21 protein-coding genes are annotated in these 23009 nt (G+C 66.0%); 9 read left to right on the top strand and 12 right to left on the bottom strand.

All coding sequences use genetic code 11. The annotated features are described in order from the left end of the window. Positions 1-2: 2 nt before the first annotated feature. Entirely contained in the window at positions 3-908 is a 906-nt protein-coding gene (locus J4D52_RS18115; protein WP_102677283.1) for a helix-turn-helix domain-containing protein, read from the bottom strand. Positions 909-1070: 162 nt separating this feature from the next. On the opposite strand from J4D52_RS18115, the gene J4D52_RS18110 reads away from it, so the two are divergent. The 4 genes from J4D52_RS18110 (at position 1071) to J4D52_RS18095 (ending at position 5453) form a co-directional block, all read left to right on the top strand. After that, on the top strand, positions 1071-2429 hold the full coding sequence (locus J4D52_RS18110) for a glutamine synthetase family protein (protein ID WP_025808798.1): 1359 nt from the start codon (positions 1071-1073) through the stop codon (positions 2427-2429). Positions 2430-2529: 100 nt separating this feature from the next. Next, complete coding sequence (locus J4D52_RS18105) at positions 2530-3618, top strand: polyamine ABC transporter substrate-binding protein (protein ID WP_102677282.1); 1089 nt, start codon at positions 2530-2532, stop codon at positions 3616-3618. Then, positions 3615-4916 carry an FAD-binding oxidoreductase gene (locus J4D52_RS18100; RefSeq protein WP_102677281.1) on the top strand — a complete coding sequence of 434 codons (1302 nt, stop codon included), beginning with the start codon at positions 3615-3617 and terminating at the stop codon, positions 4914-4916. The genes J4D52_RS18105 and J4D52_RS18100 overlap by 4 nt, the downstream gene beginning before the upstream one ends. 231 nt (positions 4917-5147) lie before the next feature. Beyond that, positions 5148-5453 carry a YceK/YidQ family lipoprotein gene (locus tag J4D52_RS18095; RefSeq protein ID WP_025808795.1) on the top strand — a complete coding sequence of 102 codons (306 nt, stop codon included), beginning with the start codon at positions 5148-5150 and terminating at the stop codon, positions 5451-5453. A 207-nt stretch (positions 5454-5660) separates the two neighbouring features. Here the strand turns inward: J4D52_RS18095 and J4D52_RS18090 are convergent, their stop codons facing one another. Beyond that, complete coding sequence (locus J4D52_RS18090) at positions 5661-6428, bottom strand: EAL domain-containing protein (protein ID WP_025808794.1); 768 nt, start codon at positions 6426-6428, stop codon at positions 5661-5663. Positions 6429-6678: 250 nt separating this feature from the next. Between J4D52_RS18090 and J4D52_RS18085 the strand changes: the two genes are divergently transcribed. Further along, positions 6679-7683: an AraC family transcriptional regulator gene (locus J4D52_RS18085; protein ID WP_025808793.1), complete on the top strand. Its 1005-nt coding sequence runs from the start codon at positions 6679-6681 to the stop codon at positions 7681-7683. A gap of 63 nt (positions 7684-7746) precedes the next feature. On the opposite strand, the gene J4D52_RS18080 is transcribed toward J4D52_RS18085, so the two are convergent. Continuing rightward, positions 7747-8271 carry an SgcJ/EcaC family oxidoreductase gene (locus tag J4D52_RS18080; protein ID WP_102677280.1) on the bottom strand — a complete coding sequence of 175 codons (525 nt, stop codon included), beginning with the start codon at positions 8269-8271 and terminating at the stop codon, positions 7747-7749. A gap of 170 nt (positions 8272-8441) precedes the next feature. On the opposite strand from J4D52_RS18080, the gene J4D52_RS18075 reads away from it, so the two are divergent. The 4 genes from J4D52_RS18075 to J4D52_RS18060 are packed head-to-tail and all read left to right on the top strand — an operon-like array spanning position 8442 to position 13079. Continuing rightward, a complete protein-coding gene (locus J4D52_RS18075) occupies positions 8442-9626 on the top strand; it encodes a sensor histidine kinase (protein ID WP_102677279.1) in 1185 nt (394 codons plus the stop codon). Further along, entirely contained in the window at positions 9623-10291 is a 669-nt protein-coding gene (locus J4D52_RS18070; protein WP_102677278.1) for a response regulator transcription factor, read from the top strand. Before J4D52_RS18075 ends, J4D52_RS18070 begins: the two co-directional genes overlap by 4 nt. After that, positions 10288-12630 (top strand): ATP-binding protein, encoded by a 2343-nt coding sequence (locus J4D52_RS18065; protein ID WP_102677277.1) that lies wholly within the window; start codon positions 10288-10290, stop codon positions 12628-12630. The genes J4D52_RS18070 and J4D52_RS18065 overlap by 4 nt, the downstream gene beginning before the upstream one ends. Continuing rightward, a complete protein-coding gene (locus J4D52_RS18060) occupies positions 12627-13079 on the top strand; it encodes a response regulator (protein WP_092296368.1) in 453 nt (150 codons plus the stop codon). The genes J4D52_RS18065 and J4D52_RS18060 overlap by 4 nt, the downstream gene beginning before the upstream one ends. Positions 13080-13093: 14 nt before the next feature. Here the strand turns inward: J4D52_RS18060 and J4D52_RS18055 are convergent, their stop codons facing one another. The 9 genes from J4D52_RS18055 to J4D52_RS18015 all read right to left on the bottom strand — a co-directional run bounded on the left by J4D52_RS18055 (position 13094) and on the right by J4D52_RS18015 (position 22942). Continuing rightward, the gene (locus J4D52_RS18055; RefSeq protein ID WP_102677276.1) at positions 13094-14350 is read right to left on the bottom strand and encodes a DUF2235 domain-containing protein; all 1257 of its coding nucleotides are present in this window, start codon (positions 14348-14350) and stop codon (positions 13094-13096) included. A 204-nt stretch (positions 14351-14554) separates the two neighbouring features. Further along, positions 14555-15898, bottom strand: coding sequence for an OprD family porin (locus tag J4D52_RS18050; RefSeq protein WP_102677275.1), 1344 nt, complete (start codon positions 15896-15898; stop codon positions 14555-14557). An 80-nt stretch (positions 15899-15978) separates the two neighbouring features. Beyond that, positions 15979-17178 (bottom strand): DUF1624 domain-containing protein, encoded by a 1200-nt coding sequence (locus J4D52_RS18045; protein WP_102677274.1) that lies wholly within the window; start codon positions 17176-17178, stop codon positions 15979-15981. Between the two features lie 576 nt (positions 17179-17754). Then, entirely contained in the window at positions 17755-17991 is a 237-nt protein-coding gene (locus tag J4D52_RS18040; protein WP_102677273.1) for a hypothetical protein, read from the bottom strand. A 193-nt stretch (positions 17992-18184) separates the two neighbouring features. Then, positions 18185-19084: a polysaccharide deacetylase family protein gene (locus J4D52_RS18035; RefSeq protein WP_102677272.1), complete on the bottom strand. Its 900-nt coding sequence runs from the start codon at positions 19082-19084 to the stop codon at positions 18185-18187. Positions 19085-19241: 157 nt separating this feature from the next. After that, a complete protein-coding gene (locus J4D52_RS18030) occupies positions 19242-19928 on the bottom strand; it encodes a phosphoribosyltransferase (protein ID WP_025808781.1) in 687 nt (228 codons plus the stop codon). A gap of 24 nt (positions 19929-19952) precedes the next feature. Beyond that, positions 19953-20843: a universal stress protein gene (locus J4D52_RS18025; RefSeq protein WP_102677271.1), complete on the bottom strand. Its 891-nt coding sequence runs from the start codon at positions 20841-20843 to the stop codon at positions 19953-19955. Between the two features lie 132 nt (positions 20844-20975). Continuing rightward, positions 20976-21743 (bottom strand): ABC transporter permease, encoded by a 768-nt coding sequence (locus J4D52_RS18020; RefSeq protein WP_102677270.1) that lies wholly within the window; start codon positions 21741-21743, stop codon positions 20976-20978. Next, complete coding sequence (locus tag J4D52_RS18015) at positions 21743-22942, bottom strand: ABC transporter substrate-binding protein (RefSeq protein WP_102677269.1); 1200 nt, start codon at positions 22940-22942, stop codon at positions 21743-21745. The genes J4D52_RS18020 and J4D52_RS18015 overlap by 1 nt, the downstream gene beginning before the upstream one ends. Positions 22943-23009: the final 67 nt, after the last annotated feature.

Raw genomic sequence — 23009 nt, 5'->3', positions numbered from 1 at the left:
CCTCAACGCTGGCCGCGGCGCAGGGTCTCGCTCGGCAGTTCCTTGAACAGCGCGCGGTAACTGCTGGAAAACCGCCCGAGGTGCCAGAACGACCAGCGCATGGCCACCTCGGCCACGGTGGTTTCGTCCGGGGCGCGGCTGAGCAGTTCGCGGTGCGCGCTGTTCAGCCGGCGCAGGCGCAGCCACTGGGTCGGCGCCATGCCGGCGAAGGCCCTGAACGCGCCTTGCAACTGGCGCAGGGACACCCCGGCCACCTGCGACAACTCCAGCAGGTTGAGGCTGTCTTCCGGGCCGTCCGCCGCCCATTCCGCCACCCGCTGCATGATCGCCCGCTCCTCGGCGCGCCGGCGCAGGCCGCCGCCGTCCAGGCGCACACAGGCGTTGTCGAGGATAAACAGGCAGTCGTCGAGCAACTGCTGGGTCAGGGCTTCGCGGCTGGGTGGGTCGAAGGTCTGCGACAGGCGGGTCAGGGTCGCGCTGAGCCAGCGGCTGAACAAGGCGTTCTGCCCGCAGTTGAGCGGCGCCAGGAACAGGCCGTCGAGGCGCTGCGCGTCGAGGCCATGGCCACGAACGAATTCCGGGCCGAACACCACGGCGATTTCCTGGTAGTTCTCCGGGGTGATCCAGATATTGCGGCTCTCGCCGTTGAGCAGGTACAGGGCGTTGTCGCTGCGATCGAAACAGAACGCCAGGGAGTCCTCGGGCGCGCTGAAATTCTGCTCGACCCGGGTGTTCATGCACTCCTCGTAGATCTGCACCCCTTGCAGGTCCAGATAACGCACCTGCCCGGCGAAATGCCCGGGCGACATCTGCTGGTAATGCTGCACCCAACCCGGGGTGGCACGGATCTGATCGGCCACATCGAAGGTGTTGAAGGCCTGGACCTGGAGAGCTGTCGACGCTGTCATGAAGGGACCTTGCGCACTCTTTTGGTGCGCTTTGGTGCTGCTTAAAGTGGATAGATGGAACCGCAAGGCTTGCCCAAGATAGTCGTCAACGCGCCACAGGGGAAGCCTTGTCGGGCCACCCCAAGCGTTGGCGCGTCACCGACAATCATTGACGAGGTCCTTATGAATGCCCCTTTCGATCAGCTGTCTGCCTGGCTGAAAGAACACAAGATTACCGAAGTGGAATGCGTGGTCAGCGACCTGACCGGCATCGCCCGCGGCAAGATAGCGCCCACCAACAAGTTCCTGCATGAGCGAGGCATGCGCCTGCCGGAAAGTGTGCTGTTGCAAACGGTAACCGGGGACTTCGTCGACGACGACATCTACTACGACCTGCTGGACCCGGCGGACATCGACATGATCTGCCGCCCCGACGCTTCGGGCATTTACCTGGTGCCCTGGGCCATCGAGCCGACCGCCATCGTCATCCACGACACCTTCGACAAGTTCGGCAACCCCATCGAACTGTCGCCGCGCAACGTGCTGAAGAAAGTCCTGCAGCTGTACGCCGACAAGGGCTGGCAGCCGATCGTCGCACCGGAGATGGAGTTCTACCTGACCCAGCGCTGCGAAGACCCGGACCTGCCGCTGAAGGCGCCGCTGGGCCGTTCCGGCCGGGCCGAGAGCGGACGCCAGTCGTTCTCCATCGACGCCGCCAACGAATTCGATCCGCTGTTCGAGGACGTCTACGACTGGTGCGAAGCCCAGGGCCTGGACCTCGACACGCTGATCCACGAAGACGGCCCGGCGCAGATGGAAATCAACTTCCGCCATGGCGACGCCCTCGACCTGGCCGACCAGATCACCGTGTTCAAGCGCACCCTGCGCGAGGCCGCGCTCAAGCACAACGTCACTGCCACCTTCATGGCCAAGCCGGTGGCCGATGAGCCCGGCAGCGCCATGCACCTGCACCAGAGCGTGGTCGACAGCGCCACCGGCAAGCCGATCTTCGCCGACGCCGAGGGCCGCATGAGCGAGCTGTTCCGCCACCACATCGGCGGCCTGCAGAAGTACATCCCCCAGGTGCTGCCGATGTTCGCGCCCAACGTCAATTCGTTCCGCCGTTTCCTGCCGGACACCTCGGCGCCGGTCAACGTCGAATGGGGCGAAGAGAACCGTACCGTCGGCCTGCGCGTGCCGACCTCCGGCCCGGAAGCCATGCGCGTGGAAAACCGCCTGCCCGGCGCCGACGCCAACCCCTACCTGGCCATCGCCGCCAGCCTGCTGTGCGGCTACCTGGGCATGGTCGAGGGCATCGAGCCGAGCGCCGCGGTGGAAGGCCGGGCCTACGAGCGGCGCAACCTGCGCCTGCCGATCACCATCGAAGACGCCCTGACCCGCATGGAAGAGTGCCCGACCATCGAGCGTTACCTGGGCAGCAAGTTCGTGCGCGGCTACGTGGCGGTGAAACGCGCCGAACACGAGAACTTCAAGCGGGTGATCAGTTCCTGGGAACGCGAGTTCCTGCTGCTCAGCGTCTGAGGCTGAATGTTCTGTAGCCGCTGCCGAGCGGCGCGAGGTTGCGGCCACAGGGTTACAGATTTGGCAAACACAATAACAACCGCAAAAAAGGGGTATCGCTATGCGTCTATGGAAATCCGTGGTTCCGCTGGCCCTGACGGTGCTGTTTGGCGCCACGGCCCAGGCTGAATCGAAAGTCAGCGTGTACAACTGGACCGACTACATCGGCGAGACCACCCTCGCCGACTTCCAGGCAAAAACCGGGACCAAGGTCATCTACGACGTCTTCGACTCCAACGAAACCCTGGAGGGCAAGCTGCTGGCCGGCCGCACCGGCTATGACGTGGTGGTGCCGTCCAACCACTTCCTGGCGCGACAGGTCAAGGCCGGGGCCTTTCTCAAGCTCGACCGCGCGCAGTTGCCGAACTGGCAGAACCTCGACCCGAAACTGCTGACCCTGCTGGAACAGAACGACCCCGGCAACCAGTACTCGGTGCCTTACCTGTGGGGCACCAACGGCATCGGCTACAACCTCGACAAGGTCAAGCAGGTGCTGGGCGTCGACAGGATCGATTCCTGGGCGGTGTTCTTCGAGCCGGAGAACCTGAAGAAGCTCAGCCAGTGCGGCGTGTCGATGATGGACTCGCCGGACGAAGTGTTCCCGGCGGTGCTCAACTATATGGGCCTGGACCCGCGCAGCGAAAACCCCGAGGACTACAAGAAAGCCGAAGCCAAGCTGCTGGCGATCCGTCCCTACATCACCTACTTCCATTCTTCCAAGTACGTCTCGGACCTGGCCAACGGCAATATCTGCCTGGCCTTCGGTTATTCCGGCGACGTGTTCCAGGCCGCCAACCGCGCCAAGGAAGCCAAGAACGGGGTGAAGATCGCCTATTCGATTCCCAAGGAAGGCAGCAACCTGTGGTTCGACCTGCTGGCGATCCCGGCGGACGCCAGCAATCCCAAAGAGGCCCATGCCTTCATCAACGACCTGCTGGACCCTCAAGTGATCGCCAAGGTCAGCGCCTATGTCGGCTACGCCAACCCCAACCCGGCGTCCCAGCAGTACATGGATCCCGAGCTGGTGAACAACCCCGAGGTCTACCCACCCCAGGCGGTGCTCGACAAGCTGTACATCTCCAGCACCCAGAGCCCGCAGACCATGCGCCTGATGACCCGCGCCTGGAGCAAAGTGAAGTCCAACAAATGAACCAGCACAGCCACGCGCAACACACCCGCTCCTACTACGCCGCCTCGGCCAACACGCTGCCGGACTACCCGCCCCTGAGTGCCGATCTGAACGCCGATGTCTGCGTGATCGGCGGCGGCTTCACCGGGGTCAACACCGCCATCGAGCTGGCCCAGCGCGGCCTGTCGGTGATTCTCCTGGAAGCCCGGCGCATCGGCTGGGGCGCCAGCGGACGCAACGGCGGGCAACTGATCCGCGGCATCGGCCACGACGTCAGCGGCTTCGCCCGCTACGTCGGCGCCGAGGGCGTGCGCTACCTGGAACAGGCCGGTATCGACTCGGTGGCGCTGGTCGGCCAGCGTGTGCGCGAACACGGCATCGACTGCGACCTGCGCTGGGGCTTCTGCGAGCTGGCCAACACCCCGACCCAGTTCGCCGCGTTCCAGGCCGAGCAGGAGCACTTGGCGGCCCTGGGCTACGTGCATGAAACCCGCCTGGTGGCCCCGCAGGACATGGCCCAGGTGGTGGCCTCGTCGCAGTATGCCGGGGGCCTGGTGGACATGGGCTCCGGGCACCTGCACCCGCTCAACCTGGTGCTCGGCGAAGCCGCCCTGGCCCAGTCGCTGGGGGTGCGGATCTTCGAGCAGAGCCCGGTGCAGGAGCTGATCCACGGCGACAGCGTACAGGTGCGTTGCGCCAGCGGCACGGTGCGCGCCGGCAGCCTGGTGCTGGCCTGCAACGCCCACCTGGATGACCTGGAGCCACGGCTGAGCGGCAAGGTGCTGCCGGCGGGCAGCTACATCATCGCCACCGAGCCCCTGGCGCCGGCCCTGGCCGCCGAACTGATCCCGCTGAACCTGGCGCTGTGCGACCAGAAGGTCGGCCTCGACTACTACCGGCTCTCGGCGGACCGGCGCCTGCTGTTCGGCGGCGCCTGCCACTACTCCGGGCGCGACCCGGCGGATATTGGCGCCTACATGCGACCGAAGCTGCTCAAGGTATTCCCGCAGCTGGCGGACGCGGGTATCGACTACCAATGGGGCGGCAAGATCGGCATCACCGCCAACCGCTTCCCCCAGGTCGGGCGCCTGCGCCAGTACCCCAACGTGTATTACGCCCAGGGCTACTCCGGGCATGGGGTCAACGTCACCCACTGGACCGCGCGCCTGCTGGCCGAAGCCATCCATGCCGGCCACAGCCGGGGCCTGGATATCTTCAGCGCAGTGCCGCACATGACCTTCCCTGGCGGCCCGGCCCTGCGCGCGCCGCTGCTGGCGCTGGGCATGCTGTGGCATCGGTTGCGTGAGGTGCTGGGCTAAGACAGTAACTACGCAAGCGAATGGACCACCGCTATCGCGAGCAAGCTTCGCTCCTACAGAAGCGGGTTCCAGATGCGGACTACCGGGCATCCCACAAACCTGTAGGAGCCAGCGGGCGGCGATGGCGCCATCGAGTGCGCCGCCGTCATCCCTGGCAGCTCGCTGCGATCATTGCCCCCCCAGGCTGGCCTGAAGCCTCGACCGGTGCGAAGATGCGCGCCGCAAATCGGCTTGCTAAGGAATGGCATCATCAAAGCGCTCACTGCTCTCGTCCTGCTCGGCACACTGGCCCTCTCGGGCTGCGGCACCCTGATGGCCCGTGCCAGCAATCAGTACATCTCCTACGACTTCTACAAAGGCACCCAGCAGAATATCCAGCTGCTGACCATGCGTGACGCCCGCGGCTACGATGGCTACGCCACGATCTACTGCTGGATGAGCATCGTCTGCCCGCTGGTGGCGGTGGTGAGCCTGCCGGTGGATGCGGCGGTCGATACTGTGCTGCTGCCCTATGACGCCAAGGGCATTTATTACTGAAGCCGCGGCCGGTCGCTGGCGGTATGGGTGAATGGTCCGCCGCTATCGCTGGCAAGCCAGGCTCCTACAGAAGCCGGTGCCAAACAGGGAATCTTGTGCCCGCCCATGACTCTGTAGGAGCCAGCGGGCGGCGATCCGACTTGCCGACGATGGCGATTTCAAATACGTCGCTGTCATCCCTGGCAAGCATCGCCAAACCGTCACCACTCAGCCCGCCACCACAGGCTCGGCCGCCACCCCACGCAACCGGCACGGCGCGCCCAGGCGGTCGAGCCGTGGCCGGCCGAACAGGTAGCCCTGCCCCCACTCGCCACCGCAGGCCGTGGCCAGGGCGCGGTCGGCTTCGCTCTCGATGCCTTCGATGATCACGCAGGGCGCCAGGGTCTTGCACAGCTGCACCAGGTGTTTCAGGGTCTGCACGCTGTTGGGTTCGCTGCGGGCGCGTTGCAGGTAACCCTGGTCGATCTTGACCATGTCGGGGCGGGTCTGGCGGATGAACTCCAGGGTGCCGAGGCCGGCGCCGAAGTCATCCACCGCCACCCGGCAACCCAGCTCGCGCAGGCACAGGACAAACTCGATGGCCGCCTCGGTGCTCGGCGGCGTGGCGCTTTCGGTGATTTCGATCACCAGCCGCGCGGCCACCGAAGGGGCGTCGCGCAACTGCGCGAGGGTGGCGGACCAGAACGGATCGATGATCGCGCTCTGCGCCGAGATATTGCAGCCCAGGCGCAGGTGCGCGTCCTCCAGCAGGCGCTCGATCACGCCCCCCACCACGCTGCGGTCCAGTTCGCGCATCACCTGATGGCGCTCGAGCATGGCGAAGGGGTAGACGCCATTGCCGGGCTGCTCGACGTGGCGCAGCAAACCTTCCTGGTACAGCACCCGGCTGGCGTCGGGCAGCCACACCACCGGCTGGAAGGCCAGCGCCAGTCGCCCTTGCGCCAGTTCCCGATAAAAGTCTTTGACGCTTTGCATGACAGATCCGTAGTCGAAGCGGCGACAGCGCGCCGGGTGGGATTGGCCAGGATGCGTCGGCATGCCCGACGAGATAATGGCTCATTGCCACTTATGATCCCCCCTGCCCGAGCGGCTCGAAAGTGTTCCCGGATACCTTTCGTTTGTCCTCGGAAACACCGCACCGCCCTTTCTCGACTGCGGCCCAGGGTTTATTGCGATCATGCGCCAGCGCCAATGACATCAATTAGCCACCAGTCCAGGAAGTACTATGCACAGAATGACCGGCACCAGTTTCCGGGTGCTTGCCGATGTCCTGACCGATGCCGGCGTCAAGGTCGAGGCCTTGCTCAAGCGCCACGGCAGCAGCCACCAGGAGGTCCATGAAAACCCCACGGGCGTCAGGCTGGAGCTGGTCTACGAGTTGCTGCAAGACGCCGTGCACCTCTGCGGCAACCCGGACCTCGGCCTGCTGGCGTACACCAAGGCCCACCCGGCCAACCTGGAAGTGCTCGGCTATGCGCTGATGTCCGGCGCCACCCTGGACACCGCGCTGCAACGCCTGGTGGACTATCACTCGCTGGTCAGCAACGGCTTTTACCTGTGCCTGGAGCGCAGCCCCCAGGCCGTCACCCTGATCGGCTTCGACATTGCCCTCGAACCGGGCCTGGTGCCGCGGGCGTTCATCGATGCCGGCGCCGCGCAGACCCTGGGCCTGGTGCACTGGCTGCTGCCCGGCCACAAGCCTCGACCGCTGGCGGCGAGCTTCACCTACCCGCGACCGCCGGACACCCGCGCCCTGGAACGTTTGTTAGGCCCCAACCTGCAGTTCGACGCGCCCTACAACAGCCTGAGCTTCAGCCCGCGCGATTGCGCGACCGCCCTGCCCAGCGCCGACCCGGCGCTGGATGTGCTGCACATGGAATACGCGCGGACCCGCCTCAAGCTGCTGCTCGACGGCTCGATGACCGCGCGGGTACGGCGGGTATTGTCCGAACGCCTGGCCCAGGGCGGACCCAGCGACCTGCGGCACATCGCGCAACTGGTGGGAGTCAGCAGCCGCAGCCTGCAACGGCGCCTGGACAACGAAGACATGCACTTCTCGGCCCTGCTCGACGAGGCACGGTTGATGCTGGCCCACAGTTTCCTGCGCAACTCGGCGCGCAGCGTCAAGTACATCGGCGCCCTGCTCGGCTTTCGCGACCAGAGCAGCTTTCACAAGGCCTGCCGCCGCTGGTTCGGCATGACCCCGGGGCGTTATCGCCAGGAAGGCTGAAGCCACAGACAAAAACGCCGGGCACTGAGCCCGGCGTTTTTACATGGCGCGGCAGATGGCGCTTCAGCGATGGCTGGCCTGCAATTGCGGCTGCGCCTGGGGCATGGCCGAAGAGTGGTGGTTGAGGATCTTCCACTGGCCGTCGATGCGCTCGTAGAGGAAGGTGTAGCGCGCCTGCACCTCGCGGGTCGCGCCGTTGGCCTCGTGCAGGGTGAAGGTGTAGACGCCGCTGTCCATGGCCGCGTCCGGGCCCAGGTGGCGGATTTCCCGGAAGTTGATCTGGCCCACCGGCTTGCCCGCGAGGAAATGCTCGAAGTAGTCCTGGATCTGCGCCGGGGTGGTGCGCACCTGATTCGACACGGTTGGCTGGAGGATCGCGTCGGCGGCGTAAAGACTGGTTACGTTTTTTGCGCTGCCGGTTTGCAGGGCCGCGTTCCAGCGATCGAACAGGCCGGCGATCTCCCGGTCGCCCTGGCTCTGCGGCTGCGCGGCGACGGTGCGGTACACATAAGGCGTGGCGTCCAGGGCCTGGGCCAGGGGCGCGGTCAGGGCCAGCAACAGGGCAATGGCGGTAGTTGGCAGTTTCATCGGAAGGCTCCAGTGGGTTTCAATGCGCCCACTTTGCCCACCCGGCGCAGCCTCGCCATCGGCCAACCGGTGCCTGTGGCCTATGCCATTCGGCAGATAGGCCCACGGCCGGCAAGCGGGTCTAATGCCTGCTCGCGAGCGCACGCCCTTTACGCTGGAGCCTGATTTTCATGCAAAGCCCGACTCACGACCCCGGCAGCGCCCTGGCCATTCGCAGCCAGTATCGCCAGTCGCAAAGCCGCGCGGCGCGCCTGCGCCTGCTGGTGGACACCGGCCAGGAGCTGACCCAACTGCCGCCCGCGGCCATGCGCCAGCGCGCCTTGCAACGGGCCTGTGCCTTTATGGCGATGGACCATGGCCTGCTGCTGGAATGGCAAACCACACAGCCGCCCCGGGCCACCGCCCAGCATGGCAGCAGCGAACGCCTGGCCGCCCTGCACCCCTTGGCCAAATCTGCGACCCTGCACCCCGAATGGCTGCCGCAGAGCGATGCCGCCCTGCCCCAGGTGCTGCGCATTCCCCTGCCCGGCGCCGACGGCCAGGCCTTCGGCGCCCTGCTGCTGGCCAACAGCGTGGCCCTGGCCGCGCCCGACAGCGAGGACCTGGAATCCCTGCAACTGTTGGCCACCCTGCTGGCCGCGCACCTGGAAAACCAGCGTTTGCTGGAGACCCTGCAAGCCCGGGAAAGAACCATGTCGGAACTGGTGCACCGGCTGTTCAGCGCCCAGGAAGACGAACGCAAGCGCGTGGCCTACGACCTGCACGACGGCCTGGCGCAAACCCTGGCCGGGCTGCACCAGCGCCTGCAGGGTTTTGCCGGGCGCTGCCCGACATTGCCCGAGGAGCTGCACAACGAGTTGCAGACCATCCTGACCCTGGCCCAGGGCTGCGTCGGCGAGGGTCGGCAACTGATCGGCGGCCTGCGCCCCAACGTGCTGGACGACTTTGGCCTGTACAAGGCCATCGACAAGGAAGCCGACCGCCTGCGCGACGCCGGTATCGAGGTGCACTGGCAGCAACAGTCCAGCGCGCGCCTGCCGGGTGCCAGCGAGATCGCCCTGTTCCGCATCGCCCAGGAAGGCATCAACAACATCCTCAAGCATGCCCGGGCCAGCCGTGCCGAGCTGAGCCTGCAACTGGTGGATGGCCAGGCCTGGCTGGCGCTGGCAGACAACGGCGTCGGCTTCGCCCTGGACACCCCGTTGTCCAGCTGCGGCGGCCAGCACCTGGGCCTGGCGGCGATGCAGGAACGCGCCAGCCTGCTGGGCGGCGAGCTGTCCTGGCACAGCGCCCCCGGCAATGGCACCCGCCTGCAAGCCCGGGTGCCGCTGCCCACTGCTGGAGAACACCCATGAGCCCTGCCCTGCGCCTGGTACTGGCGGACGACCATGAAGTCACCCGTACCGGCTTTGTCGCCCTGCTCGCCGGCCACCCGCAGTTCGAGGTGGTCGGTCAGGCCCGCGATGGCCAGGAAGCCCTCGACCTATGCGAACGCCTGCAACCGGACATCGCCATTCTCGACATCCGCATGCCGCTGCTCAACGGCCTGGGCGCCGCGCGCCTGCTGCAACAGCGGCAACCGGCGATCAAGGTGGTGATCTTCACCATGGACGACAGCCCCGACCACCTGGAAGCGGCGATTGCCGCCGGCGCGGTCGGCTACCTGCTCAAGGACGCCAGCCGCAGCGAAGTGCTTGGCGCCCTGCAACGGGTGGCCCAGGGCGAGGAAGCCCTCAACAGTACGGTCAGCGCCCGCTTGCTGCGGCGCATGGCCGAACGCAACGCCGGCGGCGGCACCCAGGCTGCCGCCCTGACCGCCCGCGAGCGCCAGGTGCTGGGGCTGGTGGCCGGAGGCTTCAGCAACCGCGAGATCGGCGAAAAACTCGGCATCACCACCGGCACCGCCAAGGCCCATGTGGAACGGGTGATCGGCAAGCTCGGCGCGGCGGACCGCACCCAGGCCGCGGTGCGCGGCATCGCCCTGGGGCTGGTGGCGCAGCCCGCGGGAGAATGGCCATGAGGCTCCTGGCCAGCCGGCACTGGCTCGACCTGCCCCTGCGCGGCAAGGCGCTGGTGGTGATTTCCCTGCCGCTGGTGATCCTGCTGCTGTCGCTGGTGCTGATCTACATCACCGAACGCCAGACCGCCCGTGCCGAAGAAGATGTGCGCCGGGTGCTGCTGGTGCAGGGCGATATCCAGACCGTGCACACCCTGCTCGCCGAAGCGGCGGCCAGCGTGCGCGGCTACCTGCTGACCCGCCGCGAGGACTTTCTGCCCAGCTATGAACGCGCCCAGCCGCTGATCCAGGCCGCGTTGCAACGGCTGGACAGCAACATTCGCGACGCGCGCATGCGCGACCACCTCAAGGCCATCACCCCGCTGATCGGCAACAAGCTCGACGGCCTGGTGGCCCTGCGCAACGGCCGGCCCGACGACAGCGCCAGCATCACGGCAATCCTGATCGAGAACAAACAGGTGCTGGACGTGCTGCGCGAGCAGATCAGCGCCATGCGCATCCGTGAGGACGGCTTGCTCGCCGAACGCAGCGCCGCGGCCTCGGCGACCCGCATGCGCTTGCTGCTGGCCACGCTGCTGGCGGCGCTCTGCGGCTTGTTCGGGGCTATTGTCGCGGTGCTGTTCTTGTCCAAGGGTATAGTCGCCCGAGTGCAGCAGGTGCAAGGCAACGCCCAGCGCCTGGCCCTCGGCCAACCGTTGCGGCCGCAAGCCCCGGAACAGGACGAGATCGGCCAGCTCGGCACCCGCCTGGTGGAGGCCGGGCAACTGCTGGCCGAACGCGAGCGGGCACTGCGCGACAACGAGGAACGCCTGCGGCTGATCATCGACGGGGTCAAGGACTACGGGATCTTCGCCCTCGACACCCAGGGCCGGGTCACCACCTGGAACGCCGGCGCCGAGCGGATCAAGGGCTACAGCGAACAGGAAATCCTCGGCCGGCATTTCTCGCTGTTCTACCTGCCGGAAGAATGCCCGGCGCACCCGGACATGGCCCTGCGCGAGGCCACCCGCGACGGCCACTACATGGAAGAGGCCTGGCGCTGCCGCAAGGACGGCAGCCGCTTCTGGGCCAGCGTGGTGATCACCGCGCAATACGATGCCAGCGGCGCGTTGCGCGGCTTCTCCAAGATCACCCGCGATATCACCGACCGCCGCGCCGCGGAAATCGCCCTGCGCACCGCCCGCGAAGAAGCCGAAAGCGCCAGCCGGGCCAAGAGCGAATTTCTCTCGCGCATGAGCCACGAACTGCGCACCCCGCTCAACGCCATCCTCGGTTTCGCCCAGTTGCTGGACATGGACTCGCCTAGCGGCCAGCGGCCCCAGGTCGGGCATATCCTGCGCGCCGGGCAGCATCTGCTGACCCTGATCAACGAGGTGCTGGACATCGCCCGCATCGAGGCCGGGCACCTGCCGCTGACTGTCGAGCCGATCGCCCTGGCCTCGGTGCTGCACGAGGCCCTGACCCTGGTTTCGCCGATGGCCACCGATGCCGGCATCCAGCTGGCCGCCCTGCCCGTGCTGAGCGAGCACAGCGGGGTAATCGCCGACCGCCAGCGGCTGATCCAGGTGCTGCTCAACCTGCTGTCCAACGCCATCAAGTACAACCGGCCCCAGGGCCAGGTGCGGATCGCGGTCAAGGTCCTGGACACCCGGGTCGAGGTGGCGGTCAGCGACACCGGCGCCGGCATTCCCCTGGAGCGCCTGGGCCAGTTGTTCCGGCCCTTCGAGCGCCTGGGCGCCGACCCGCGGGTGGAAGGCACCGGCCTGGGCCTGGCCCTGAGCAAGAGCCTGCTGGAGATGATGGACGGCAGCCTGCGGGTGCACAGCACGCCGGGCCAGGGTTGCAGCTTTACCTTGCAACTGCCCTTTGTGCAGGTGGCCGCGGCCGGCGCGCATCTGGCCTTGGAGCAACGGGCGCTGGAGCAACCGGTGTCGGTGCTGCCGGCCCGGGTCGAGACCGTGGAATACCGCGGCCAGGTGCTGTGCATCGAGGACAACCTGTCGAGCCTGGCGCTGATCGAAACCCTGCTGCAACGCCGCCCGGGCATTCGCCTGCTGTCGAGCATGCAGGGCCAGATGGGCCTGGACCTGGCGCGCCAGCATGCACCGCAACTGATCCTGCTGGACGTCAGCCTGCCGGACCTTGCAGGCCTGGAGGTGCTGCGCCGGCTGCGGGAATCGGCGACCACCGCCAGTACTCCGGTGCTGATGATCACCGCCGACGCCAGCGCCCTGACCCACCGCGCCCTGTTGCAGGCCGGGGCCACGGCGATCCTGACCAAACCCATTCATATCCCGGCGTTTCTCGCCCACCTTGAGCAACATCTACCGGAGCCCGCATGAACCACGATTTGCGCATCCTGATCATCGACGACCAGCGCCCCAACCTCGACCTGATGGAGCAGCTGCTGGCCCGCGAAGGCCTGCACAACGTATTGAGCAGCACCCAGCCGCTGCGCACCCTGGACCTGTTCAACAGCTTCGAGCCGGACCTGGTGATCCTCGACCTGCACATGCCCGAGTTCGACGGCTTCGCCGTGCTCGAACAGCTCAACCGGCGGATCCCGGCCAACGATTACCTGCCGATCCTGGTGCTGACCGCCGACGCCACCCGCGACACCCGCCTGCGCGCCCTGGCCCTGGGCGCCCGCGACTTCATCAGCAAGCCGCTGGACGCCCTGGAAACCCTGCTAAGGATCTGGAACCTGCTGGAAACCCGCGCCCTGTACAAAGCCCTGCGCCAGCAGGTGCCGGCGGAGCAGATCGAGCTGCTGCGCCGGCATCGGGAGTGAGTGGACTGGCGACCCTAGAGGTTGTACTCATCCAGCCTCGGCGAGTCGCCAACCTGCTCGATCAGCGCGGCATCGATGCGCAGCAGGTTTTCCGGCTGGTAGGTCTGCTGGCTGCCCCAGGGCTGGCCGCCGGTCAGCGGTCCATTTTGCCGAGCAGCCACGGAGGCATGTACCCGGACTTTCTGCCCGGCTTCAGGCGTGGGAATGACCCGCGACCGGGCTTTGCCAAACGGTGGCATCGAACCGTATTCACGGGTTCGCTTGTGGGTCTTCGGGTTCCAGACCAGGCGCGGCACCCACTCGGTGATCAGCCAGTTGCGGGTCAGGGAATTGTGGGCCTGGGCCAGCGGATCCTGTAGCACAGAGGCTGGATAGAGTTCAGCGCGACAGGCCTCGACATCGATGCTCAACCCGGCCTCCAGGCACTCGCCGATCATCCAGCGCAAGGCAATCAACGCCAGTTGCGACTCGCCGGCCGGGTAACCGCCACCCACATCGGCATGCACGCCGGCGAACCAGACCTGTTTCAGGTTCACCCCCTCGCCCTCTGTCCAGAGGTTCTGGCGGAAAAAGCTGCGGCGTTCGTCCAGGGACACCGCATGGCGGATGATCTTCACGTCCCTATTCTTCCGGGTGTAGGGGACGATCAGCGGGTCATACACCCAGCCCACCGAACTCACGGTGTCGAACAGCCCGAGAAAGTGAATGCTCACCTTCCGGGCAAAGCTGCCCTTGAACGCCCCCATCAAGCCGAAGTCCGGTTTTTTGTCCGCGCTCATGCGCCACCAGGTGTAACTCATGGCGCGTTGGCGATTCGGCTTGGAATTATCAGCGGATTTCAAGCGAGTGGTCAGCAGCGACCAGGCAAAGTCCATCAGCTGGACCTGATGGGCGGGCAGCAGGCCGATGGTATGCAGCAGCGCCGCCAGGACCCGCACCGCGTAGGAGCCGCGGGAGAAGCCGAAAAGGAAGATCTGGTCACCGTCCCTGTAGTTCTCCATCAGGAAGCGGTAGGCATTGAGTACGTTGCGCTTGATGCCCCAGCCGAACATCAGCCCGGCGATGCGCGACGGCACCTTCTGCCATTCGAACAGGGTTTCGCTGAGCCCGAAGGTGCCCACCCCCTGGTCGTAATAGGCCAGCAGCGTTTCGCTGTCCTTGGGCAGCGAGCGAAACAGCCGGACCACGTTGGTCGGTTCGTCGCTGAAACGGTTGTTGGTGCCATCGATGCAGACAATCAGCTGGCGCGCCTTGATCCTTGTGTTCTCCACGACCTGGTTACCCCATGGCAGTCAAGTGAGGTTCCCGCGCGGCCAGCCGGCCGGGCGAGGACTGGTGTCACCCTACGTCCGTGTCATGACCACTGCTGCGGTAAAGCGTGAAGGGCTATCCAAGGCATAGCAGCATTAACGGCACCCGGCCATAAAAACCCCTCCACCAGGAAGGGGCGCTCGCTGACAGGGCTTGCCTGGGCCCTAGAACCTGCCGCCCAACGGATACTCGATCGCCAGTCGCAGTTGGTCGGCATCCAGTTCGGCCTGGGCCTGGTTGCCGCGGTGCACGGCGTGGCGCAGGGTGACGGCGAGGTTTTTCGCCGGGCCGGACTGCACCACGTACTTGGCCTGCAAGTCCCGCTCCCAGTGCTTGCCACCCTCGCCGTAGCCCAGCCAGGCGTAGCCGCCGCGCGGGTCCATGTGGCTGCCGTCGATGCCGCTGCCGCGCACATACAGGGCGCTGAAGGTCAGCCCGGGGACCTGGTAGCCGGCCATGTTGAGGTCGTAGCGGGCCTGCCAGGAGGCTTCTTGCGGGGCGTTGAAGTCCGACAGGGCCACGGCGTTGCTCAGCAGGATCGCGCCGCGGGTGACGTAGTCGTAAGGCGTGTCGCCGTCGACCTTCTGGTAGCCCAGGCCAAAACTGTGGGCACCGCTCCTGTAGGTCGACATCAGGCTCCAGGTGGTGTTGTCGATGCTCCCGGACAGGGCCTTGCCGGTGTCCTGGGTGCGGTACAGGTTGAAATCGAACGTCAGGTCCTGGCCCTGGCCCAGCGGCAGGTTGTAGAGCGCGCCAAGGTACTGCTGGCGCCAGGTGTCTTCGTACAGCGCACTGAACAGGCTAGCGTTGAGGCCCTTGATCGACGTATTGCGCACGCCGATCAGGTCGAAGCTGTCGCCCTGCTTGCCATTGGAATAATTGACCACGAAACCCTGGTCGTGGCTGCTGGCGTTACGGTCGGTGCTTTCGTTGAAGTGGCCGCCGTACAGGGTGGTGTCGCTCAGCTCGCGGCTGGTGAGGAACCAGCCGGTGGCGGTCTCGGGCAGCAGGCGACTGTCGGAGGAACCGAACACTGGGGTCTTCACTCGCTGTTCGCCGTAGCGCAGCTCGGTGGAGGAAAAACGCAGCTTGGCCACCGCACCGCCGCGGCTGAATTGGTCCTTGGGATGGCCGTCGTTGTCCACCCCCAGCAGCCGCGCCTTGCCGGCCCGGCCACCGCCGCTGTCGAGTTTCCAGCCGGAATAGACATGAGCGTCCAGGCCGAAGCCGAGCGTGCCCTGGGTGAACCCGGAGCTGTAGTCGGCCATCAGGCCATAGGCCCACTCCTCCGCCAGGTCGCTGCGTTCGGCGCGGGGTTTGTAGGCGTTGCGCGCGCCGTTGCTCAAGGAACCGTGCCGATAGTCGCGGCGGTCGTAGAGGCTGCGGTTGAACAGGCTCCACTGGCTGTCTTCGATAAAGCCCTTGGCATGGTCCTGCTCCGCGGCCAGCGCGAGCAGGCTCTGGCCCCCCAATGCCAACAGCAGGGTGTGTCGGGTCAAGTGCTTCACTGTCGAACTCCCGGAAATCGATAGATGGCGGGCGATATCAGGCAGTGCGCCGCTGTCCGGGCGCACCACCGGGATCCCACTCAGAGGTATTTGAGGATCGCGATATCGCGGCGACGCTGCTTGAGGCCTGCGAACCAACGCGTCGGGAAGAACAGCAGCACGCCGAGGATCAGGCTCCACAGCCAGACCCCGGACAGGTTGTCGAAGCCGTAGTAAGTGCCCTGGTTGGTGCCCCAGATGGCCACTGCCACCAGGTACAGGGCCTTGAGCACGTACAGGTGCAGCAGGTAGAAGAACATCGGCGCGCCGCCGTAGATCGCCAGTTGCGCGGTCGACCAGCGTTCCTGGACCTTCTCGAAGTACGCCAGGAGGATCAGCCCCAGGCCCAGGGTCGGCATCAGGAACATCAGCGACGGCGGGTACTTCTTGGCGCTCATGAAGCTCATGAAGGTGCGCAGCGCATCGCCGGTCTGGACCCAGGGTTTCTCGCCGTAGACGTTCAGGTAACGAATGAACACGAAGGCCAGCAGCAGGCCGATGCCGACCTTGAACAGCCGCGAAATGCGCGCCGCCGGTTGCATGTCCTTGCCGAACCACGGGCCTATGGCCCAGCCCAGCAGGATCACGCCGATCCACGGCAGCACCGGGTAGGTGGTGCGGGCCCGGGTGAACTCGGTGATGTCGATGAACACCCGCTGGTGCAGGATCGACCAGGGCACGAAGAACGGCGACTCGGGGCCCAGCACCACGTCATCCAGCAGGTTGTGCCCGGCGACTATGGCCACCCCCAGCACGATCAGCCAGCCGCGTTTGAAGTGCAGTAAGCCGGCCAGCACGATCATGCAGATACCAATGCACCAGATCACCTGCAACCACAGGGTCTTGGGCGGGAACTCGGCGTTCCAGGCAAAACACACGAAGGTCAGTTCGAGGAACACCAGGAACAGGCCGCGCTTGAGCAGGAACACCGAGGTTTGCCCAAGGCTGTGTTTCTGGCTGGAGAGCCAGGCCGACAGGCCGGTGAGGAAAATGAACACCGGCGCGCAGATCTCGCTGAGCAGGCGGGTGAAAAACAGGTCCGGGCTCACGCTCAGGGCGTCGATCGGGTCGCTGACCTGGCGATGCAGGAGGAAGGTCTCGCGCACGTGGTCCACCAGCATGCACAGCATGACGAAACCGCGCAGGGCATCGATCGCCAGCATCCGTGTGTTGGCCTTGGCCACGGCCAGCGCAGGGGACGCGACGCCCGCCTGCCCTGCCAATCCAGTAGAAAGACTCATATCGCTCCCTTGTGTGGAAGGTCGTTTGACCGGGGCAGGACGGTCGCGGCGGGGCGCGGGCTCGGGATGGTTCGTCGGGGTACAGGGGCTGGCCCCGTGGGGGTGTTTGCCATGCTCATTGGCATTGTCGTGTGCTCCTTTGGACTCTCATTCAACGAATCGCCTCCCCGCGCGCTGATGGCGCTGCAATTGCTCGGGGAAAGGCTGCGCGCCCGCCTCTGATGGGCATTGCTGCGCGGTGCGTGGATCGTCTGATCGGGGCTGTCATGCGCAGGGCTTTACCTGGTGCGCGCAACCCGCTGTCGGTCGAAGCTTCGTGGGCCGTTATCGCCCGGGCCCGGCAAATGGCCGGCCCAGACGCAAGCGCGCCCTTTTGAGGCGCGCGCGGGAGTGAACGATCAGATGACAAATGTTATCATATAACATTCAATATTGAGAGTGGAACGAAGCGCTGCCGAAACAATTTAGCCCGCGGATTGCGGTCTTTCGGGATCGGCGATCGGGTTGCGCCCTTTCCGAAACGACAACGGCGCCCAAGGGCGCCGTTGTCATGCCGGGCGAAAACCGCCCCGCGACTCAATCGTCATCGTCGTCATCGTCACGGTCGCGACGATAGCGCCCGTCCTTGTCCCGCCGGTCGTAGCGCCGGTCGTAACGGTCGTCGTCGCGATCCCAGTCGCGGTCGTAACGACTATGGTCGCGCCAGCGGTCATGGTCGCGATCGTAGCGCCGGCCGTCGTCCCAATGGGGGTAGCAGCCCCCCAGCAGCAGCGCGGAGCAAAGGGTCAGGGTGAGTGTCGCGAGTCGCTTCATGGGAGTGTCCTAGAACCTGGGTCAGAACGATTTTTGGCAAAGCTGCCCGGCAACGCACCGGGCCCTGGGCGAACCGGCGGCGCCGGCGCCTGCAACCACCCATGTGACTGTAAAACCAGAGATTTATTCGAGCCTGGCATGACATTGGCGGACCGACGGTCATGTCTTGTCCAATGCGAACGGTCACGCCTGCTCAATGGGAATTCCTGTCCCACAACCAGTTCCACAGCCCCGGCAATCGCACCGGCTGCTCGCTGCTGGTGACGGTACGGGACATGACTGCCCGTTGCAGCGCCGCGGTATCGTCGTAGAACGGCTTGGGCGCGGTCTTGAGGCCGGTGGCCTGGGCGCTGTCGAGCAGGATCTGCAGGTATTCCTGGGTATGCCGGGCGGTGTAGCGATTGAGATCGTGGAAGGTCACCACCACCGGGATCGCTCCGTCCACCGTCGGCAACTGGCCCAGGGCAATGCGTTCGCGCACCTCCGACAGTTGGCGCAGCATATTGGCCCGGCGTCGTGGGCTGGCGTTGAACCCCCAGACCTTGCCGTCGTTGGCGCTGAGGTCGGTCAGCAACACATGCAGGCCATGCCGCTGGTAGGCGGCGAAGGTGCGCTTGTCGTAGTTCCAGAATGGTGGGCGCACCAGGCTCGGCGACACGCCGGTGATCAGCGCGATATCGGCGCTGCCGTCGCTCAGGGACTGCTCCAGCTCCGGCGGGTCGAGCGAGCGATGGTTAGTGTGCCTCGGCGTGGCGGTATGAAAGCCCAGCACATGGCCCTCGGCATGCTCGCGGGCCATTATTCGTCGCCCTATGTCGCTGCCGCCGGCCCGCGAGGCGCGGGTCTGGACGAAGAACACCGCCTTGATCGCCGGTTGCAGCGGGTTGTCGAGCAGGTCATCGAGTACCCGCTCGGTCGGGTTATAAATGCTGGAGGCGCTGGGACCGTCGTCGAAGGTCAGCAGAAAGCGGATCGGCGCCTGAACGCGCAAGCGTTGCTCGGTCTGCGCGGTCATTTCGATAGGGGCGCCGATGCAACCGGCCAGGCCAGCGGCCAGCAGCAATGTGCAGAGAAGCTTGAAGCCTCGTTTCATGTTTTGCCCTGTGTCGGACCGTTGCGGTCGTCACCTCAATGGCAAAAATCCCTCGCCCATGGATCCCTCGCCCGGCCTGCACGCAGCGCCGGGCACAGGTTGGAGGGGCAACACCGGTTTTGGTTCCGAGGCACCCTGTTTCAGGCAGCCGAGAGGTTCATGCCGCAGCGCCTTCGCACGGTCGCTGCCAGGCGCGCTGCAACAGCTCAATCACCTCCTCGTCCGAGGTCTGGGCAAAGTCCGCATAGCCGTTGCCGATCGACACGAACCACAGCGGGGTGATCGGGCAGATCAGCTCGTCGACCTCGAAACTCAGGGTGTCCACGGTTTCCTGCGGCGCCAGGGGCACGGCCACCACTATCCGCGCCGGGTGCTGCAGGCGCGTGGCCTGGACCGCGGCGTGCATCGAGGCACCGGTGGCCAGCCCGTCGTCCACCAGGATCACCACCTGGCCACGCAGGTCGGGCGCGGTCCGCTCGCCGCGGTAGACCCGATCGCGGCGCTGCAATTCCTGGGTTTCCCGCTGGGTCACCGCCTGCAGCTCGGCGTCACCGATGTAATGGCTGCTCAGGACGTCCTGATTGAGGATGCGGATACCGCCGCTGGCGATGGCGCCCATTGCCAACTCTTCGTGACCGGGCACGCCGAGCTTGCGCACCAGCATCAGGTCCAGCCGCACCTCCAGGGCCCGGGCGATTTCCCAGGCCACCGGCACCCCGCCCCGGGGCAACGCCAGCACTATCACCTCGGGCCGGCGACTGTATTTCTGCAACGGCGCGACCAGCCCTTGCCCGGCGGCCTGACGGTTGCGCAGGGTCATCTGCAATGACGGATATTCGCTCATGTCTCACCTCCCAAGGCAGCCCGGCTACAGCGCCAGCAGGCTGCAGGGCACCTGATACAGCGCATGCTCGGTGGTGCTGCCCACCAGTTTCTCCAGGCCCTCGCGATGCACCCGGCCCATGACCAGCACGTCGGTCTGGTTCTCGGTGACGAAATTGGCCAGCACGGTGACCGGTTGTCCGAGGATGAAATGCCGCCGTTCCTCGGGCACGCCATAACGCTCGGCCAGTTCGAGAAAGGCTTTTTCCAGGGTGACCCGCAGTTCCCGGGTCAGGTCCGCCAGCACCAGGCCACCGCCCCCGGCATCGCCCAGGTAGACCGACGACACGTCATAGGCATGCAGCAGGTGCAACTCGGCATCGCATTGCAGGGCCAGGCTGTTGGCTTCGTGGATGATCCGGTCGTTGAGCCCGTTGCGCTGGTACTCCGGCCGCGACGGGTCGACCGCCGCCACCACCCTCTGCGGCAAGGTATGGCCGTGGCGGCCCATCAGGTACAGGGGTACCGGGCACTGGCGCAGCAGGTGCCAGTCCATCGGCGTGAGAAAGGCGCGTTTCAGCGCCGGTTCGTGCTGCACGTCCTTGATCAGCAGGTCGGGCTGGATTTCCGCAACGTGCTGCAGGATTTCCTCCAGCAGGTCGTCGGCCCAGGTCACCTCGCCGTTGACCGTGACGCCATGGGCACGCAGCCGATGCACCTCCTCCTGCAACCAGTGCTGGTGTTCCAGGCGATAACGTTCGCGCGCCTCATTGCGCACGTTGTGCTCGAACAGGGAAAGAATCGACGCCGGTTTCAGCAAGGCCGCGATATGCAGGGTCGCGCCGCTGGCCTTGGCCAGGGCCGCTGCACGCGGGATCGCGGGGGATTGGCGCATTGCCGGGTCGATGACCAGCAACAAGCGTTGGTACTGGCTCATGGCGCACCTCCAGATAGGCTGGACGCCCACGCCGGCCACTGGCGCCCGCTTCTCTATACGCCAGTGCGTCAACGCCGGATCGAACGCCAGCATGACTTCAGACTTCCCACTGACAATGCGCCCGTCGCGGCGTTACGGCAAGTGCGTCCAGCGTCGGTGCAGACCACGGGCCAGGCTGTCCAGGGCAAAGCCCAGGGCACCGATCAGCAGCACCATGGCCATCAGTTCCGAATAGGCCAGGCGGTCGCGGGTATCGAGGATGAAATAGCCCAGGCCGGCGCTGACACCGAGCATTTCGCAAGGCACCAGGACGATCCACAAAATGCCGATGGCCAGGCGCACACCGGTCAACACATGGCCCAGCACCCCGGGCAGGATCACCTTGCGCAGGGTTTCCCAGCGGGTGGCGCTGAGGCTGCGGCTCAGTTGCAGCCAGCGCGGGTCGAGCTGGCGCACCCCGGCCGCGGTGTTGAGCAGGATCGGCCAGACCGCGGCGAAGGCCAGCAGGAAGTAGATCGGCTGGTCCCCTACCCCCATCAGCATCACCACCACCGGCATCCACGACAGCGGCGAGATCATCCGCAGGAACTGGAACGCCGGGGTGGTGGCCGCCTCCAGGTGGCGGTAGCTGCCGATCAGCAGGCCCAGGGGCACGCCGACCAGCAAGGCCAGGGCCAGGCCGACCAGGATGCGCTTGAGGCTGACCAGCACGTGCTCATACAGCTCGGCACGGCTCAGCAGCTCCAGCAGGCTGGCCAGGGTCGCCGCCGGCGCAAAGCGCGCTGCCAGCCCGTCGGCGCTGCCGAACAGGCGCACGCCCAGCCACCACAACAGCAGCAGGCACAGCAGTCCCGCCACGCCCAGGAGCCAAGGCCGGCTCGATGCGGATCGCTTGGCCATCAGAGGCTGAACTCCTCGCTGCGTTCGAAGCTGTCGGGCAAGCCAAATGCCTTGAGCCCGCCGACCGCGGCGATAGCGTTGCGCACAAAGCGCTCGTCCACCAGGTCGCGGGCGGTGTGCTGCGGGTCGAGACTGGCCAGGAAGCCTTTGTCGCCCTCGATCAGGGTGTCCTTGAGGCGCTTGACCAGTTCCTCGGTGTAGCTGGGGAACGGGTACGGCTGAAAGTCGATGCGCTGCTCGTCCCAGTGCGCATGGCGGATCGCGCCGTCGGCCAGATACTGCTGGCGCTCGCCGGCACTCGGCGCCAGGACCCGGCTCAACACCTGGGGCGCGTGCGGGGTGTAGCGGTTGGCGCCGTCCCGGGACAGCAGTTTGGCGGCCTCGGCGCGGTTGTCGCGGGTCCACAGCTGGGCCTTGACGATGGCGTTGACCACCTTCTGCGACCATTCGGGGCGATTGTTCAAATCCTGCTCGTGCATGAACACCACGCAGCAGGCGTGGTTGCGCCAGATATCCCCGGTAAAGCGCTGCACCCGGCCGACCTTGAGCTCCTCGGCCAGGGCATTGAAAGGCTCGGCGACTATGTAGCCGGCGATGCGTTTGCTGGCCAGGGCCGGCGGCATGTCCGACGGCGGCAGCACCAGCAGATTGACCTCGTTGGCTGCCAGCGGGCTGCTGGCCGGCCGGCTCACCGGGGTCAGGCCGTTATCGCGCAACAGCTGCTGCACCACCACGTTGTGGATCGAGTACCAGAACGGAATCGCCAGCGCCTGCCCGCCCAGTTGCCGGACCTCGGTGATGCCCGGCGCCACGGTCAGGCCCGAGCCGCCGACATGGTTCCAGGCCACCACCTTGGCCGGCACCTTGCTGCCATAACGGGCCCAGACGGTCATCGGCGACAGCAGGTGGATCACATTGACCTGCCCGGAAATGAACGCCTCGATCACCTGCGCCCAGCTGCGCAACAGCACCGGGCGCTCGGAGCGGATGCCCTCGGCCTCGAACAGGCCGTTGTTATGGGCCACCAGCAGTGGCGTGGCGTCGGTGATCGGCAGGTAGCCGATACGCACCGGCGCGTCCGGCTCCGCGGCGGCGCGGGCCTGCAGGCTATTGAGCAACGGCAAGGCGCCGCCGGCGGTGAGCAAGGCGCTGAGTTTGAGGAAGTCGCGACGGCTGTGGGTGAAGTCATCCAGGCACATGGTGTATCTCCGACAATTCGGGCAAGGGGTTGAACCCGGCCATCACCGCCTCTTCTGTAGGAGCGAA

This window comes from Pseudomonas sp. GW460-12-10-14-TSB1 (genome assembly GCF_017349775.1).
Taxonomy (GTDB): Bacteria; Pseudomonadota; Gammaproteobacteria; order Pseudomonadales; family Pseudomonadaceae; genus Aquipseudomonas; species Aquipseudomonas piscium.
This window is presented reverse-complemented; position numbering and strand designations above follow the sequence as displayed.